Origin of the sequence: Mesonia aestuariivivens (genome assembly GCF_019311235.1) — a bacterium.
Classification (GTDB): domain Bacteria; phylum Bacteroidota; class Bacteroidia; order Flavobacteriales; family Flavobacteriaceae; genus Mesonia; species Mesonia aestuariivivens.
The window spans coordinates 48,176-63,708 of the sequence record NZ_JAHWDF010000015.1 but is presented as its reverse complement, the minus strand read 5'-3'; the positions used below and the strand labels follow the sequence as shown (position 1 = coordinate 63,708).

At 36.3% G+C, this 15,533-nt stretch carries 15 protein-coding genes and 1 riboswitch; of the genes, 14 read left to right on the top strand and 1 reads right to left on the bottom strand.

All coding sequences use genetic code 11. The features are described from left to right. Positions 1-15 precede the first annotated feature (15 nt). From KW502_RS12795 to metF, 4 genes are all read left to right on the top strand, one after another. Positions 16-435 (top strand): OsmC family protein, encoded by a 420-nt coding sequence (locus KW502_RS12795; RefSeq protein WP_219040948.1) that lies wholly within the window; start codon positions 16-18, stop codon positions 433-435. A gap of 68 nt (positions 436-503) precedes the next feature. Then, a riboswitch (SAM riboswitch) is annotated at positions 504-616 on the top strand. A gap of 56 nt (positions 617-672) precedes the next feature. After that, the gene (locus KW502_RS12790) at positions 673-1,680 is read left to right on the top strand and encodes a homocysteine S-methyltransferase family protein (protein WP_219040947.1); all 1,008 of its coding nucleotides are present in this window, start codon (positions 673-675) and stop codon (positions 1,678-1,680) included. A gap of 6 nt (positions 1,681-1,686) precedes the next feature. After that, complete coding sequence (gene metH / locus KW502_RS12785; RefSeq protein WP_219040946.1) at positions 1,687-4,425, top strand: methionine synthase; 2,739 nt, start codon at positions 1,687-1,689, stop codon at positions 4,423-4,425. 174 nt (positions 4,426-4,599) lie between these two features. Continuing rightward, positions 4,600-5,556: a methylenetetrahydrofolate reductase [NAD(P)H] gene (gene metF, locus KW502_RS12780; protein ID WP_219040945.1), complete on the top strand. Its 957-nt coding sequence runs from the start codon at positions 4,600-4,602 to the stop codon at positions 5,554-5,556. Here the strand turns inward: metF and gldA are convergent. Next, the gene (gldA, locus tag KW502_RS12775; protein WP_219040944.1) at positions 5,553-6,458 is read right to left on the bottom strand and encodes a gliding motility-associated ABC transporter ATP-binding subunit GldA; all 906 of its coding nucleotides are present in this window, start codon (positions 6,456-6,458) and stop codon (positions 5,553-5,555) included. The genes metF and gldA overlap by 4 nt on opposite strands. A 345-nt stretch (positions 6,459-6,803) precedes the next feature. Here gldA and KW502_RS12770 point away from each other — a divergent pair, with 345 nt between their 5' ends. From KW502_RS12770 to queA, 10 genes are all read left to right on the top strand, one after another. After that, a complete protein-coding gene (locus tag KW502_RS12770; protein WP_219040943.1) occupies positions 6,804-7,640 on the top strand; it encodes a prephenate dehydratase in 837 nt (278 codons plus the stop codon). Beyond that, on the top strand, positions 7,624-8,775 hold the full coding sequence (locus KW502_RS12765; protein ID WP_219040942.1) for a pyridoxal phosphate-dependent aminotransferase: 1,152 nt from the start codon (positions 7,624-7,626) through the stop codon (positions 8,773-8,775). The genes KW502_RS12770 and KW502_RS12765 overlap by 17 nt, the downstream gene beginning before the upstream one ends. Further along, the gene (locus KW502_RS12760) at positions 8,772-9,620 is read left to right on the top strand and encodes a prephenate dehydrogenase (protein ID WP_219040941.1); all 849 of its coding nucleotides are present in this window, start codon (positions 8,772-8,774) and stop codon (positions 9,618-9,620) included. The genes KW502_RS12765 and KW502_RS12760 overlap by 4 nt, the downstream gene beginning before the upstream one ends. Before the next feature lie 196 nt (positions 9,621-9,816). Further along, positions 9,817-10,899, top strand: coding sequence for a bifunctional 3-deoxy-7-phosphoheptulonate synthase/chorismate mutase type II (locus KW502_RS12755; RefSeq protein WP_219040940.1), 1,083 nt, complete (start codon positions 9,817-9,819; stop codon positions 10,897-10,899). A 93-nt stretch (positions 10,900-10,992) separates the two neighbouring features. Continuing rightward, complete coding sequence (gene rsgA / locus KW502_RS12750) at positions 10,993-11,940, top strand: ribosome small subunit-dependent GTPase A (protein ID WP_219040939.1); 948 nt, start codon at positions 10,993-10,995, stop codon at positions 11,938-11,940. A 4-nt stretch (positions 11,941-11,944) separates the two neighbouring features. After that, on the top strand, positions 11,945-12,397 hold the full coding sequence (dtd, locus tag KW502_RS12745; RefSeq protein WP_219040938.1) for a D-aminoacyl-tRNA deacylase: 453 nt from the start codon (positions 11,945-11,947) through the stop codon (positions 12,395-12,397). Position 12,398: 1 nt separating this feature from the next. After that, positions 12,399-12,728 (top strand): nucleotide pyrophosphohydrolase, encoded by a 330-nt coding sequence (locus KW502_RS12740; protein ID WP_219040937.1) that lies wholly within the window; start codon positions 12,399-12,401, stop codon positions 12,726-12,728. Beyond that, positions 12,725-12,988: a hypothetical protein gene (locus tag KW502_RS12735; protein WP_219040936.1), complete on the top strand. Its 264-nt coding sequence runs from the start codon at positions 12,725-12,727 to the stop codon at positions 12,986-12,988. Before KW502_RS12740 ends, KW502_RS12735 begins: the two co-directional genes overlap by 4 nt. Beyond that, positions 12,985-14,211 (top strand): 3-phosphoshikimate 1-carboxyvinyltransferase, encoded by a 1,227-nt coding sequence (locus KW502_RS12730; RefSeq protein WP_219040935.1) that lies wholly within the window; start codon positions 12,985-12,987, stop codon positions 14,209-14,211. Before KW502_RS12735 ends, KW502_RS12730 begins: the two co-directional genes overlap by 4 nt. Positions 14,212-14,325: 114 nt before the next feature. Then, positions 14,326-15,375 carry a tRNA preQ1(34) S-adenosylmethionine ribosyltransferase-isomerase QueA gene (gene queA, locus KW502_RS12725; protein WP_219040934.1) on the top strand — a complete coding sequence of 350 codons (1,050 nt, stop codon included), beginning with the start codon at positions 14,326-14,328 and terminating at the stop codon, positions 15,373-15,375. Positions 15,376-15,533: the final 158 nt, after the last annotated feature.

The window sequence follows — 15,533 nt, the reverse complement described above, 5'->3', positions numbered from 1 at the left end:
GAAAAAAAACAAGCTATGAAAGTGCATTTAAAACGACTCAATAACGATTTTCATTTTGTGACCACTAACGAGCGTGGTGATGAGATTCATTTAGATAATAAATCGGTTGAAAATCCTCAAGGCTCTAGTCCTATGGATTTGTTATTGCGTGGTATTGCTGGTTGCAGCGGAATTGATATTGTTCATATTTTAAAAAAACAACACTTAGAATTAACGCATCTAGAGATGGAGGTTGAAGGTTATCGCAACCCAGAAGCTGTGCCAAAAGTATTTGAAAAAATAGATTTAAAAATTAAGTTGGAGGGAGATTTGCCAGAAAATAAAGCACGCCGTGCAGTAGATCTATCGTTAGAGAAGTATTGTTCGGTAGCAAAAATGCTAGAGAAAACGGCTGAAATTAATTACGAAGTTTTTTTAAATGGTAATCAGGTTTAAACACGATTAGTTACAAATCAATAGTAAAGGCTTATTTTATAGGCACAAGTTCATATTTAAATTGAAATAAGTTATCAAGAAAGGCAGAGGGACTAGACCCAAAGAAGCCTTAGCAACCCTTTTTCTGTGAAAATAGAGTGAGAAGGTGCTACATTCTACTGCAAAAGCAGATAGATAACCCATACAGAATTACTTTCCTTCTGTTCCTTTTTCTGATAGCTATTATATATAAATGCTATGAGTAAATTAAAGGAATTATTAATACAAAAAATATTGGTTCTCGATGGTGCAATGGGCACGATGCTACAGCGCTATCAATTTTCTGAAGAAGATTTTCAGGGAGAACGTTTTAAAAATTGGGAGATTCCCGTTAAAGGGAATAACGATCTCTTATCGTTAACTCAACCCAAAGCGATAGCAGAAGTACATCAAAAGTATTTTGAAGCCGGAGCAGATATTGTAGAAACCAATACATTTTCGGGAACTACCATTGCGATGGCCGATTATAAAATGGAACATTTGGTCGATGAGCTCAATTATGAGTCTGCCAGAATTGCCAAAGAAGTCGCTCAAAAAATCACCTTGGAGAATACTGAAAAACCACGTTTTGTTGCCGGTGCGATGGGGCCAACCAATAAGACCGCTAGCATATCTCCAGATGTAAATAATCCCGGTTTTCGTGCGATTTGTTTTGATGAATTACGCATGGCTTACAAACAACAAGCGCTAGCTTTACTCAAAGGAGGTGTCGATATTTTATTGGTTGAGACTGTTTTTGATACGCTTAACGCCAAAGCTGCTCTTTTTGCCATTGAAGAAATAAAAGAAGAACAACAAATCGATATTCCGGTAATGTTAAGCGGTACGATCACCGATGCTTCTGGAAGAACTTTATCAGGACAAACCGCCGAGGCTTTTCTAATCTCTGTCTCGCATATTCCGTTGTTAAGCGTAGGTTTTAATTGTGCGTTAGGTGCCAAACAACTCACGCCACATTTAGAAGTTTTAGCTAACAGAACTTCGGCAGGCGTTTCCGCCTATCCCAATGCTGGATTGCCGAATGCCTTTGGAGAATACGATGAATCTCCCGAAGAAATGGCGAGTCAGATTGAAGAATACCTTCAGAAAAATTTAGTGAATATCATTGGCGGTTGCTGCGGAACTACGCCGGAGCATATCAAAGCCATTGCAAATGTGGCAGGCAAGTATTCGCCTCGAAAATTGGAAGCTCCACAATTAATTTAATATAAAATGAATTTATTTACAGCGATAGAACCTAAAAATAATAGTAAAACCAATTCAAGTTTTCGACCATTGAAACTTTCGGGTTTAGAACCTTTGATCATCACTCCCGAAAGCAATTTTGTGAATGTAGGTGAACGTACCAATGTAGCCGGCTCTCGAAAATTTTTACGACTCATCAAAGAAGAAAAATTTGAGGAAGCTTTGGCCATCGCCCGCGATCAGGTAGAAGGCGGCGCGCAGATTATTGATATAAATATGGACGATGGTTTGATTGATGGAAAAGAAGCGATGGTAAATTTTCTAAATCTAATCGTTTCAGAACCAGATATTTCTCGTGTGCCAATCATGATCGATAGCTCTAAATGGGCAATTATCGAAGCCGGTTTGCAAGTTGTTCAAGGAAAATGTGTGGTGAATTCAATTTCGCTCAAAGAAGGTGAAGAAGAATTTTTACTTCACGCCAAGAAGATTAAACGTTATGGAGCTGCGGTAGTCGTGATGGCTTTTGATGAAGTTGGGCAAGCCGATAATTACCAGCGTCGCATCGAAATTGCACAACGTTCTTATGATTTATTGGTGAATAAAGTGAACTTCCCGCCGGAAGATATCATCTTCGATTTAAACATTTTTCCGGTCGCTACGGGAATGGAAGAACACCGAAAAAACGCAATCAATTTTATTGAAGCTTCGCGTTGGGTAAAACAGAATCTTCCTTATGTAAGCGTGAGCGGCGGCGTGAGCAATATTTCTTTTTCTTTCCGCGGAAATAATGCCGTTCGTGAAGCGATGCATTCGGTGTTTTTGTATCATGCCATACAAGCCGGGATGAATATTGGTATTGTTAACCCGACGATGTTACAGGTTTACGACGACATTCCTAAAGATTTATTAGAACATGTAGAAGACGTAATGCTTGATCGTCGCGGCGATGCTACTGAACGTTTATTGGAGTTTGCAGAAACGGTAAAAAATAATAAATCAGAAAAAAATAAAGTTGATCTGTCTTGGCGAGAAGAGGCTTTGCAAGACCGAATCACGCGTGCTTTGGTAAAAGGCATCGATACGTATATTTTAGAAGATGTTGAAGAAGCTCGACAGCAATCAGAAAAACCTATTCATGTCATTGAAGGTCATTTAATGGCAGGAATGAACGTGGTAGGAGATCTCTTTGGAAGCGGAAAAATGTTCCTTCCTCAAGTAGTGAAATCTGCCCGAGTAATGAAAAAGGCCGTTGCTTATTTATTCCCTTTTATTGAAGAAGAAAAATTGAAAAATCCGCTTTCTGAAAATGAAAAAAGTGGTGCAGGAAAAATTTTAATGGCGACCGTAAAAGGCGATGTACACGATATAGGGAAGAACATTGTAAGCGTGGTTCTTGCTTGTAATAATTATGAAATTATCGATTTGGGAGTCATGGTTCCTCCGGAAAAAATTATTGCAGAAGCCAAAGCGCAACAAGTCGATATTATAGGTTTAAGCGGATTGATCACACCATCCTTAGACGAGATGGTTTTTCTTGCCAAAGAAATGCAACGTCAAGATTTTGAAGTTCCGTTATTAATTGGGGGCGCAACAACTTCTAAAGCGCATACGGCTGTAAAAATTGATGCAGAATATCAGCACGCGGTCGTTCACGTAAACGATGCGTCTCGTGCGGTAACCGTGGTAGGAAATTTATTACAAAAAGAAACGGCGATGAAATACAAAACCGATCTAAAACTCGATTATGCCGAATTCAGAGAGAAGTTTTTAAGCCGAACCAAAAAGAAAGAATATTTAACGATTGCTGAAGCTAGAAAAAATAAATTTCAAATCGATTGGAAAGCTGAAGATATTATCCAACCTAATCAATTAGGGATTCAGATAATTGAAGATTTTGAGTTGAAAAAATTAAAAGAGTTTATCGATTGGACACCTTTTTTTAGAAGCTGGGATCTCCACGGAAAATTCCCGGAGATTTTAGAAGATGAGGTCGTTGGTCAACAAGCCACTAATTTATTTGAAGATGCTGAAAAAATGCTTACCGAAATTATTCAGCAGCAACAATTAAAAGCGAAAGCTGTTTTTGGTTTGTTTCCAGCAAATACGGTCGAAGCTGACGATATTTCAGTTCAAGATCCTGAAACTTCAGCAGAAATTATTCGGTTTAGAACGCTGAGACAACAGCTAAAAAAATATAAAGGCAAGCCCAACTTTGCATTAGCCGATTTTATAGCGCCAAAAGCAGCTGAAATTCAGGATTATATTGGGTGTTTTTGTGTGACAACTGGTTTTGGGACGCAAGAGTTAGCCACAGAGTTTGAAAAGAATTTAGACGATTACAATTCGATTATGGTAAAAGCTTTAGCCGATCGTTTAGCAGAAGCTTTTGCAGAATATTTGCATTGGCAAGTCCGTATCCAAGATTGGGGTTATGCGCAAGACGAAAATTTGTCGAATGCTGAATTGATCAAAGAATCCTATAAAGGTATTCGTCCCGCGCCGGGTTATCCAGCCTGTCCCGATCATTTAGAAAAAGTAAGTATTTGGAAATTATTAAAAGTAGAAGAAAACATTGGTGTAGAACTTACGGAAAATTTAGCGATGTGGCCGGCTGCGAGTGTGAGCGGTTATTATTTTGCGCATCCTGAAGCTCGCTATTTTGGACTAGGAAAAATAAAACCCGATCAGGTGGAAGATTTTGCCAAACGAAAAGGAATCACTTTTCAAGAAGCTGAAAAATGGTTAAGTCCCAATTTGACTTAGAAAATTTTAAAAGTAGCGTCATGCTGAAATGTCATACTGAGCGGGGTCGAAGTGTTGTTTCAGCATCACATCAAGCGTATTAGAGAATAAGTGAAGTAGAAACAGAATGAGATTCAGATCAAGTCCGGGATGACGCGATTATAAATAGTTAAAAACTAAGACTAAAAACGAAAAATGAAAGTAGTAGACCATATAAAAAAAGCAGCAGGAAAAACCTTATTTTCTTTCGAGATTTTACCGCCTTTAAAAGGACAAAATATTCAATCGATTTTTGATCATATCGATCCTTTAATGGAATTTGAACCTCCGTTTATCGATGTCACTTATCACCGGGAAGAATATGTGTATAAAGAACTTCCCAGTGGTTTACTTCAAAAAAAAGTAGTGCGAAAACGCCCGGGAACCGTTGGGATATGTGCGGCGATACAAAATAAATACGAAGTCGATGCTGTACCGCACATTTTATGTGGCGGTTTTACCAAAGAAGATACCGAAAACTTTTTAATCGATCTCGATTTTTTAGGCATCGATAATGTCTTGGCTTTGCGTGGAGATGCGGTAAAAAATGAAACTTATTTTTCGGCAGAAAAAGAAGGTCATACGTATGCAAAACATTTGGTGAAGCAAATTGTAGGGCTCAACAAAGGAGAATATTTAGATGAAGAATTGCTGAATAAAAGCAAAACTAATTTTTGTATTGGTGTGGCGGGCTATCCTGAAAAGCATATGGAAGCGCCAAGTTTAGATCAGGACTTGTTGCGTCTAAAAGGAAAAGTAGATGCCGGAGCTTGTTATGTGGTCACGCAAATGTTTTTTGATAATAAAAAGTATTTTGAATTTGTAGATAAATGCAGAAAAGCAGGAATTACCGTTCCTATAATTCCCGGACTAAAACCTTTGGCTACGAAAAAACAACTTTCTATTTTACCGCATCGTTTTCACGTAGATCTTCCCGATGAATTAACGCTAGAAGTGCTAAAATGCAAAACTACTGCAGAAGTACGAAAGGTAGGTATAGAGTGGTGCATTCAACAAAGTAAAGAACTCATTGAAGGTGGTGCGCCCGTATTACATTATTATTCGATGGGTAAAAGTGATAACATTCAGAAAATAGTTAGTGCATTGTTTTAAACTTTTTGTTTCTGTGTTAAATCTCTAAATAGCTCTTCTAGGTTTTTATTTTTCTGATGAAGTTGAAGTATTTTAAGTCCGTTATCATGGGCAAAATCAAAAACCACTGGGCGCATGTCTTTAGAAGTTTTAAAGGTAATTTCGTAGACAAAACCAGCAGGGTTTTTTACTTCTTTAAGTTGAGGTAAGCGTTGTAGCGCAATCATTTCTATGCGGTAATCAAATTCAACAACAACTATTTGTTCGTTATCTTCTGTAAGTTCTTTAAGCTTTTTATCGGCTACAATTTCACCATCGTTTATAATAATTACACGATCGCAAACGGCTTCTACCTCTTGCATAATATGGGTAGATAGAAAAATAGTTTTCTCTTTGCCTATTTTTTTAATGAGTTCTCTTATTTCTACTAGTTGGTTGGGATCTAAACCGGTGGTGGGTTCATCTAAAATAAGCACGCTTGGGTGATGCAATAAAGCCGTAGCTAAACCTACCCGTTGGCGATAACCTTTAGAAAGCTCTCCAATTTTTTTATTAGCTTCTGGAGTTAATCCGGTTAATTGAATCACTTTTTCAATCTCTTCTTTGGGCGTTTGGTAAACTTTAGCGTTAAAACCTAAGTACTCGCGAACATACATGTCTAAGTATAATGGGTTATGTTCTGGCAGATATCCAATTTGCTGCTGAATTTTGAGTTTATCGGTGGCAATATCAAGACCGTTTATTTTTGCGACCCCTTTTGAAGCAGCCAAATAACCAGTCAAAATTTTCATGGTGGTTGACTTTCCAGCACCATTTGGGCCTAGAAAACCAACAATCTCTCCGCTATTAATTTCAAAAGAAATTTCTTTTAGCGCTTGCTGTGCTCCATAAAATTTAGAAATACCTTTTACTTCAATACCCATAGTTATTCAATTTAATCTCAAAAATAAATAAAACTAACTGCTAAAAATCTTTTTCAGTTTAAAAGTTTTGATTCAAGAGATTTGTCACCTTGAGCGGAGTCGAAGGGGTAGTTGAGTTTAAAATTTTCACTAAAAACTTTAAAAAATATTTTCTATCTAAAAATTAAATTATAATTTAGTCCAATATTTGAAAACAGAATGAAAAACGTATTTACTTGGAACGCTTATTTTTATTTTTATTTCTTCTTTAGAGATAGAAACGGGAGCGCTATGTAAATACTTAACACTTATAAAGTAATTATTAAAATCCCGATAAATTTTTATCGGGATTTTTTTTGATAAAAAATGAAAAACGGAGTGATCGCAATACAAGGCATAGAAGGTTCTTTTCATCATCAGGTGGCACGAGAATATTTTGGAGAACAAGTTCAGGTTTCGATGTGCGCTAGTTTTAAAGAATTGGCAGAACAAGTTTCGCAAAATTTGGTGACCAAAGCGGTAATGGCGATAGAAAATTCTACCGCAGGTTCTATTTTGCCTAACTATGCTTATATAGATGAATATGGTTTAGAAGTAATAGGCGAGCATTACATTCCTGTAAATATGAATTTAATGGCGCTGCCGGGTGAAACTTTAGAAAGTATTACTGAAGTGTATTCGCATCCCATCGCATTGTTGCAATGTAAAAACTTCTTTAAGCAATATCCGCATATCAAGCTAATTGAAGATAATGATACGGCAGAAGCGGCTAAGCGTATAGCCCAAAAAGGACTCAGAAATACGGCAGCTATTGCGAGTAAAACTGCTGCTGAAATTTTTAAGCTGAAGGTATTAGCAGAAAGTATTCATTCACAACAAACCAATACGACTCGCTTTTTAATCCTTTCAAAAGAAGGAGAGCAAGTAGCCCAAGCCGATAAAGCTTCTTTAAAATTAATTTTGAAACATGAACAAGGAAGTTTGCTAAAAGCCTTGCAGATACTCGACCGTTTTGGGTTAGATATGACAAAAATACAATCCTTACCCATTGTAGATGAACCTTGGAAATATTCATTTTTTATCGATGTTATTTTTAAAGAATTAGCAACATTTTTAGAGGCGATTACAGCTTTAGAAAAAGTTTCAGAAGCACATAAAATATTAGGAATCTATAAAAACAAAAACCATGAAACCCGCCAATAGGTTAGCGTTTATCAAAGAGTACTATTTTAGTAAAAAGTTGCAAGAAATTAGAGAAATGCAACACAACGGAATCGAGGTGATTAACCTAGGAATAGGTAGCCCAGATTTACCGCCCCCTTTTGATGCGGTGGCGCAAATGCAGTTGGCAGCCAAACAAGAAAAAGCCCATCAATACCAAAGTTATCGTGGCGTAGATGAATTGCGAGAAGCTTTTGCTAATTTCTATAAACGCAATTTTCAGGTAGATGTAAATGCTCATGCCGAAATTTTACCATTGCTGGGAAGCAAAGAAGGAGTGATGCATATTTCTATGGCTTTTTTAAATGAAGGCGATGAGGTGCTTATTCCTAATCCAAGTTATCCTACTTATACCTCGGTCACGAAATTGGTGGGCGCTAAGCCTGTTTTTTATGAGTTGAAAGAAGCACAAGGTTGGCAACCTAATTTTCAAGAATTAGAGCAACAAGATTTAAGTAAAGTGAAAATGATGTGGCTTAATTATCCACATATGCCCACAGGAGCAAAAGCCGGCAAAAATGTATTTCACGATGCTATTAAATTTGCTCAAAAACACCATATCTTATTGGTTAATGATAATCCGTATAGTTTTATTTTAAACGATCAGCCCGATAGTTTACTGGCTTATCCAGAAGCTAAAGAAGTGGGATTGGAGCTCAATTCTCTAAGTAAAACTTTTAATATGGCTGGTTGGCGCGTTGGAGCTGTATTAGGAAGCAAAGAAAATTTACAATCTATTTTAAAGGTGAAAAGTAATATGGATAGCGGAATGTTTCTGCCCATTCAGTTGGGAGCTGCCGTGGCGCTTAATGAAAATGAAGATTGGTTTAAAAACTTAGATTTTATTTATCAAAACCGAAAAACAAAACTTTTAGAACTGGTTCAGAAATTAGGTTGCCAATTAGAAGAACGAGCTTTGGTAGGTCTTTTTGTTTGGGCAAAAATTCCATCAGGCTATAAAAGTTCAGAAGAATTTTCAGAGCATATTTTGCAAACGCATCATTTGTTTGCCGCACCAGGAACGGTTTTTGGAAGCGCAGGTGAAGGTTATATTCGGTTTTCGCTTTGTGTAGATGAAGCAACTATAGAAAAAGCCATTAAACGGGTAGAAGCATGAAAGTAGCAATTGTAGGAATAGGATTAATAGGAGGTTCGATGGCGTTAGACCTGAAATCTGCTATGGACAATGTGAAAATTGTTGGAATTGATAAAAATGAACAGAATTTAAAAAAAGCCAAAGAATTACAGCTTATCGATGAGGTGGCTACGCTAAAAGACCTGAAAACGGTACAGGTAGTAATTATCTCTGTTCCTGTAGATGTAAGTATAAAAGTGCTTGCTCAAGTTTTAGATCATATAGGCGAAAATACCTTGGTGCTAGACACGGGTTCAACTAAAGAAAAGATTTGTGAATCGGTTAAAAATCATTCAAAACGCAGAAATTACTTGGCAGCACACCCCATTGCGGGGACTGAGTTTTCTGGTCCTGAAGCAGCGATTGCTCAGTTGTACCAAAACAAAACCATGATTGTTTGTGAAGTTGAAAAAACAGCATTTAAGTTACAGGAAATAGCTTTTGATATCTTTCAACGTTTGGGAATGCGAATTCGTTATATGGATCCGCATTCGCATGATAAACACATTGCTTATGTTTCACATTTATCGCATATCAGTGCGTTTATGCTTGGAAAAACAGTGCTTGACAAAGAGAAAAATGAAAAAGATATTTTTGATTTAGCCGGAAGTGGTTTTGCATCGACGGTACGGCTAGCAAAGAGTTCACCAGCAATGTGGTCGCCCATTTTTAAACAGAATAAAGAAAATGTGTTAGAAACCTTAACGGAATACATTCAGAATCTAAATGAATTTAAAAACTTAATGGAACAGGATGATTTTGAAAAATTATTTGAAGAAATGAAAAATACCAATCACATTAAAAAAGTATTAAACGGAATAAATTAACTAAAGAAATACGTTGCGTTAGGGATAGAGGCATTGTTGAAGCTCTTTTTAATTTGTCACCTTGAGCCCTTCGACTATCGCTCAGGATAAACTTAAGTCGAAAGGTTGAGACAAATTAAAAAAGCGACTGCCGAAAGCCCGACCCGATAGGGAAACGCCCAAGATAAATTTTACAAAACACAGAAAACAAACACCTATGGAAAATAAAAAAGAATTAAGAACTTGGTTAGATAAATTTAATTTAGATCACCCTTTAGTGATTGCAGGACCTTGTAGCGCCGAAACTGAAGAGCAAGTGTTAAAGATTGCGCACCAGTTAAAAGAAACAGATACTAGCGTATTGCGTGCCGGTATCTGGAAACCTAGAACTCGTCCAGGTAATTTTGAAGGCGTAGGTTCTTTAGGATTAAAATGGTTGCAGAAAGCTAAAGAAGAAACTGGCTTGTTAACCACGACAGAAGTGGCCAATCCAATTCATGTAGATTTAGCGCTTAAACACGATGTAGATATTTTATGGATTGGCGCTAGAACAACCGTGTCTCCGTTTAATATTCAGGAGATCGCAGAAGCTTTAAAAGGAACCGATAAAACGGTATTAATTAAGAATCCGGTAAATCCAGATTTATCATTATGGTTAGGTGCAGTAGAACGTTTTTATAAGCAAGATGTTAAGAATTTAGGGGTAATACATAGAGGGTTTTCTACCTACGAAAAATCAAAATATAGAAACAATCCAGAATGGCAAATCGCGATTGATCTGCAGACTAAGTTTCCAGACTTGCCGTTAATTTTAGATCCGTCTCATATTGCAGGAAGAAGAGATATCATTACAGATTTATGTCAGACTGCTTTAGATCTCAATTACGATGGGATTATGGTAGAAACCCATTACGATCCCGATAACGCTTGGAGTGATGCCAATCAGCAAATTACACCCAATGCATTAGGGCAAATGACGAGAGATTTAAAAATTAGAAAAGAAGCTTCTCAAAGTGAAGATTTTAAAGAGAAATTAGCTTCTTTACGTGCTAAAATAGACGTAATTGATCATCAGTTGCTAGATGTTTTGGGAAAAAGAATGAAGGTGGCAGATGATATTGGTGATGTAAAAAAAGAGAAAAATGTAGCCATACTTCAATCTTCACGTTGGAATGAGATTTTAGGAAAAATGATTTTAGATGGTAAAGAACATAACCTAAGTGAAGAATTTATCTTAAAGATATTTAAAGCGATTCATCAAGAATCTATTCAGCATCAAGAGAGAATTTTAAACGAATAATCAGGAGGTTGTAAACCGTTTGTTTTTGTTACTTTTGTAAAAAGCAAATTGCTCAATTATTAAGGTAGTTGGGCAATTTTCATAAAAAACTGAATGAAAGGAATCGTTTATAAATCTACAGGAAGTTGGTACACCGTAAAAGCTGAAGATGCGCAGTTTTACAATTGCCGTATCAAAGGGAAATTTAGAATCCAAGGGATTAAAAGTACCAACCCCGTAGCGGTAGGAGATGTAGTGGAATTTGAGGTAGATACCAAAGCAGAAGAAGTTGTTGGGGTGATAAAGGTAATTGAAGAACGCCAAAATTACATCATTAGAAAATCGGTTAACCTCTCTAAGCAAACTCATATTATTGCAGCGAATATAGACGTTGCTTTTTTAATGATTACCCTAAATAATCCGCCAACTTTTACGACTTTTATCGATCGTTTTTTGGTGACAGCAGAAGCTTACGGAATTACAGCGGTGCTCCTTTTCAATAAGGTAGATACCTATAGCGAAGAAGAAAAAGATGAGATTTTATACCTCATGGCCATGTACCGAGAAATTGGATATACGTGTATAGCAATATCGGCAAAGTCGGGTAAAAATCTAGATAAAGTAAAAGAGTTGATGATAGGTAAAACTTCTTTGTTTTCTGGGCATAGTGGTGTAGGAAAATCAACTTTAATTAATCTGTTAGAATCGAGTTTAGAGTTAAAGACTTCCGCTATTTCAGAACAGCATTTGCAAGGGCAACACACCACTACTTTTGCCGAAATGTTTGACCTTTCTTTTGATGCACGAATCATCGATACGCCAGGCATTAAAGGTTTTGGTATTGTAGAGATTGAAAAAGAAGAATTGGGTGATTATTTTCCAGAGTTCTTTCAGCGAAAAAGCGAATGTAAATTCAACAATTGCTTACATGTAGAAGAACCTAAATGCGCTATTAAAGATGCTTTAGATGAAGATGAAATTTCTTGGTCTAGGTACAAATCGTATTTGCAAATGCTAGATGGAGAAGATGAACATTACCGAGTAGATATTTATAAAGAATAACAATATGAGAGTTGTATTGCAGCGCGTTAGTGAAGCAAGCGTGACGATAGAAAAGCAAGTGAAATCTTCTATTAAAAAAGGTTTTTTAATCTTGATAGGGATAGAAGCAGAAGACACTCCAGAAGACATCGATTGGTTATGTCGAAAAATAGTAAATATGCGCATTTTTGGGGATGAAGATGATAAAATGAATTTATCACTCCAAGACATTAATGGAGAGGCTCTAATTATAAGTCAATTTACCCTGCATGCTAGCGTCAAAAAAGGAAACCGTCCTAGTTTTATTAAGGCGGCCAAACCCAATATTGCAATTCCGCTTTACGAGGCTTTTATCAAAGAATTTGAAAAGCAATTACAGAAACCTGTCGGTACTGGCTCATTCGGTGCAGATATGAAAGTTTCTTTGGTAAATGATGGCCCAGTAACCATAAATTTAGATTCTAAAAACAAAGAATAATATGAACATTGAAGATGCTCAAAAAGCAGTAGATAGTTGGATACAAGAACACGGCGTTCGGTATTTTAACGAGCTTACCAATATGGCACAACTTACTGAAGAAGTAGGGGAGGTAGCCAGAATTATTGCACGTCGCTATGGCGAGCAAAGTGAAAAAGAAAGCGATAAAAATAAAGATTTAGGCGAAGAACTAGCCGATGTGGTTTTTGTAGTCTTGTGTCTAGCCAATCAAACCGGTATTAATTTACAAGAAGCTTTTGATAAAAAATTAGATCTTAAAACAAAGCGTGACCATAACCGTCACCATGAAAATGAAAAATTAAAAAAATGAGTTTTAAAGAAGTAATTGCTGTAAAAGGTTTTTGGAAGTCTGTTGTGATTTTAGGTATCGCTTTTATGTTGATTTACAATGTCATCGATTTGCTATTTTCTTACGGATTTAATTTTGATGAATTTGTAGCAGAAAAATTAAGCGGTCCCATGTTATTTAGGTTTTTAATTGCCAATATATTAGGTGGGCTGATTTATGGGTTTATTGTCACTTTTCTTCAGTTTAGAAGTAAATTAAAAAGAGAAAAACAACGCCAATGAATCTTCAGCTTCAAACTAAAAATCCTCATTTAAAGGGAACCTGGCAAGTTACTGGCTCTAAAAGTGAAGCCAATAGGTTGTTAATTTTACAAGCTTTATTTCCGCAGGTAGAGATCGAAAATTTATCGAATAGCGATGATAGCAAGGTCTTGCAAAAAGCATTAGCTTCTTTAGAAGAAGTGATCGATATTCATCATGCAGGAACAGCTATGCGCTTTTTAACCGCTTATTTTTCAATTCAAGAAGGAAGAAAGACTATTTTAACTGGGAGTAAACGTATGCAAGAGCGTCCCATTAAGTTATTGGTTGATGCATTGAAAAGTCTTGACGCTAAGATTGAATATCTAAACAAAGAAGGTTACCCGCCGCTAGCGATTACCGGAACAAAGTTAACCAAACATCACGTGAGCTTAGCGGCAAATGTAAGTAGCCAATATATATCTGCTTTAATGCTAATTGCGCCTTCATTAGAAAATGGTTTAGAGATTCAGCTTAATGGAGAAATAACTTCAACGCCCTATATTTTAATGACGCTTTCAATGTTAAAAACGTTGGGAGTAGAAGCATCGTTTGAAAATAACCTAATTAAAATTCAACCTCTTCAACTTCATCAGAAAAAGAAATTTGTAGTAGAATCAGATTGGAGTTCTGCCTCTTATTTTTATAGTTTGGTAGCCTTAAGCAATTCAGCGAAAATTAAAATTAATAGTTATCAAAAAGATAGCCTCCAGGGAGATTCTTCTTTAGTCGAATTTTATAAAAGTTTAGGGGTGAAAACCACTTTTCTAGAAAATTCAATTCAATTAGAAAAAGAGGCTTCGGTACAGCTTCCCAAAACTTACCGGGCAAATTTAGTGTCTTCTCCAGATTTGGCACAAACCATTGCCGTTAGCTGTTTAGGCTTGGGGATTGGCTGTGAGCTTTCGGGCTTACATACGCTAAAAATAAAAGAAACCGATCGTTTAGTAGCGCTACACGACGAGATGACAAAACTCGGCGCTCAGGTAGAAGTCACCAACGATAGTTTAAAGTTATATCCCTGTCGCAATCTTAAAGAAAATAGTTTAATAGCGACTTATAACGATCATCGTATGGCGATGGCTTTTGCTCCCTTAGCTTTAAAGACGACTTTAACTATTGAAGATGCACAAGTGGTTTCTAAATCATTTCCAGATTTTTGGGAGGCGATGCAACACTTCCATATTCAATGCAAAAAGGTATAAAACTGGTCTTAAATTTAGCTTTTAAAAATCTATTTTTTAAATAATTGCTCATTTACTTGACAACGCCTATGTTGAGGTTGTATATTTGCAATTCTAAAAAATTTTAGTATGGGAATGAAACTTTCACAGTTCGAGTTTGAACTGCCAAAAAACTTGTTAGCAGAATATCCTTCCGAAGATCGTGATGAAGCACGGTTAATGGTTTTAAACCGTAAAGAAGACACTATAGAACACAAAAAATTTAAAGACCTTATAGATTATTTTGAGCCAGATGATGTTATGGTTTTAAATAATACCAAGGTTTTTCCTGCGAGACTTTTTGGAAATAAAGAGAAGACGGGAGCAAGAATAGAAGTTTTTCTATTAAGAGAATTAAATCCAGAAACACGTCTTTGGGATGTTTTAGTAGATCCTGCAAGAAAAATACGTATTGGTAACAAACTGTATTTTGGTGATGATGAAAGTTTAGTGGCAGAAGTGATCGATAACACCACTTCTAGAGGGAGAACCTTACGCTTTCTTTTTGATGGTTCTTATGAAGAATTCAGAAAAAAATTAAATGAGCTAGGGGAAACTCCACTTCCTAAATATATAAAAAGAGAAGTAGAGCCAGAAGATGCAGACCGTTACCAAACCATTTATGCTAAAAATGAAGGAGCTGTAGCTGCACCAACCGCAGGTTTACATTTTTCTAAACATTTATTAAAGCGCTTAGAAATTAAAGGTGTAGACTTTGCAGAAGTGACCCTTCATATTGGTTTAGGTACATTTAATCCAGTAGAGGTAGAAGATCTTTCTAAGCATAAAATGGATAGTGAAGAAGCAGAGATTGAAGTGGCTTCTACACAGGTAATTAATAATGCAATCAATAACAAAAGAAGAATTTGCGCAGTTGGTACCACCGTGATGAGAGCCTTAGAAAGTTCAGTTTCTTCTAATGGTAGACTTAATGAATTTAAGGGGTGGACTAACAAGTTTATCTTTCCTCCTTACGATTTTAGTATTGCTAATTGTATGATTACCAATTTTCATACGCCAAAATCAACTCTATTAATGATGGTTTCTGCTTTTGCAGGTCACGATTTAATGGAGCGTGCTTATAAAGAAGCTATTAAAGAAGAATATAAATTCTATTCTTACGGTGATGCTATGTTAATCATCTAAGTGAAACTAATTTATAATTTTAAAAAGGCTACACATTTTGTGTAGCCTTTTTTATAAACTAATTGTGTATTAGGCATTTTCCCTTTGGGCCGGGCTTTCAACAGGGGCGTTTTTATTTTGTCACCTTGAGCGGAGTCGAAAGGTTTCACTACATAAAA

Excerpts from the sequence above, each read along its gene's own strand:
- metF (WP_219040945.1), top strand. The coding sequence starts at position 4,600 with ATGAAAGTAGTAGACCATATAAAAAAAGCAGCAGGAAAAACCTTATTT.
- KW502_RS12735 (WP_219040936.1), top strand. The coding sequence starts at position 12,725 with ATGAGTTTTAAAGAAGTAATTGCTGTAAAAGGTTTTTGGAAGTCTGTT.
- metH (WP_219040946.1), top strand. The coding sequence starts at position 1,687 with ATGAATTTATTTACAGCGATAGAACCTAAAAATAATAGTAAAACCAAT.
- KW502_RS12740 (WP_219040937.1), top strand. The coding sequence starts at position 12,399 with ATGAACATTGAAGATGCTCAAAAAGCAGTAGATAGTTGGATACAAGAA.
- gldA (WP_219040944.1), bottom strand. The coding sequence starts at position 6,458 with ATGGGTATTGAAGTAAAAGGTATTTCTAAATTTTATGGAGCACAGCAA.
- KW502_RS12790 (WP_219040947.1), top strand. The coding sequence starts at position 673 with ATGAGTAAATTAAAGGAATTATTAATACAAAAAATATTGGTTCTCGAT.
- KW502_RS12730 (WP_219040935.1), top strand. The coding sequence starts at position 12,985 with ATGAATCTTCAGCTTCAAACTAAAAATCCTCATTTAAAGGGAACCTGG.
- KW502_RS12795 (WP_219040948.1), top strand. The coding sequence starts at position 16 with ATGAAAGTGCATTTAAAACGACTCAATAACGATTTTCATTTTGTGACC.
- KW502_RS12755 (WP_219040940.1), top strand. The coding sequence starts at position 9,817 with ATGGAAAATAAAAAAGAATTAAGAACTTGGTTAGATAAATTTAATTTA.
- KW502_RS12760 (WP_219040941.1), top strand. The coding sequence starts at position 8,772 with ATGAAAGTAGCAATTGTAGGAATAGGATTAATAGGAGGTTCGATGGCG.
- dtd (WP_219040938.1), top strand. The coding sequence starts at position 11,945 with ATGAGAGTTGTATTGCAGCGCGTTAGTGAAGCAAGCGTGACGATAGAA.
- KW502_RS12765 (WP_219040942.1), top strand. The coding sequence starts at position 7,624 with ATGAAACCCGCCAATAGGTTAGCGTTTATCAAAGAGTACTATTTTAGT.
- rsgA (WP_219040939.1), top strand. The coding sequence starts at position 10,993 with ATGAAAGGAATCGTTTATAAATCTACAGGAAGTTGGTACACCGTAAAA.
- KW502_RS12770 (WP_219040943.1), top strand. The coding sequence starts at position 6,804 with ATGAAAAACGGAGTGATCGCAATACAAGGCATAGAAGGTTCTTTTCAT.
- queA (WP_219040934.1), top strand. The coding sequence starts at position 14,326 with ATGAAACTTTCACAGTTCGAGTTTGAACTGCCAAAAAACTTGTTAGCA.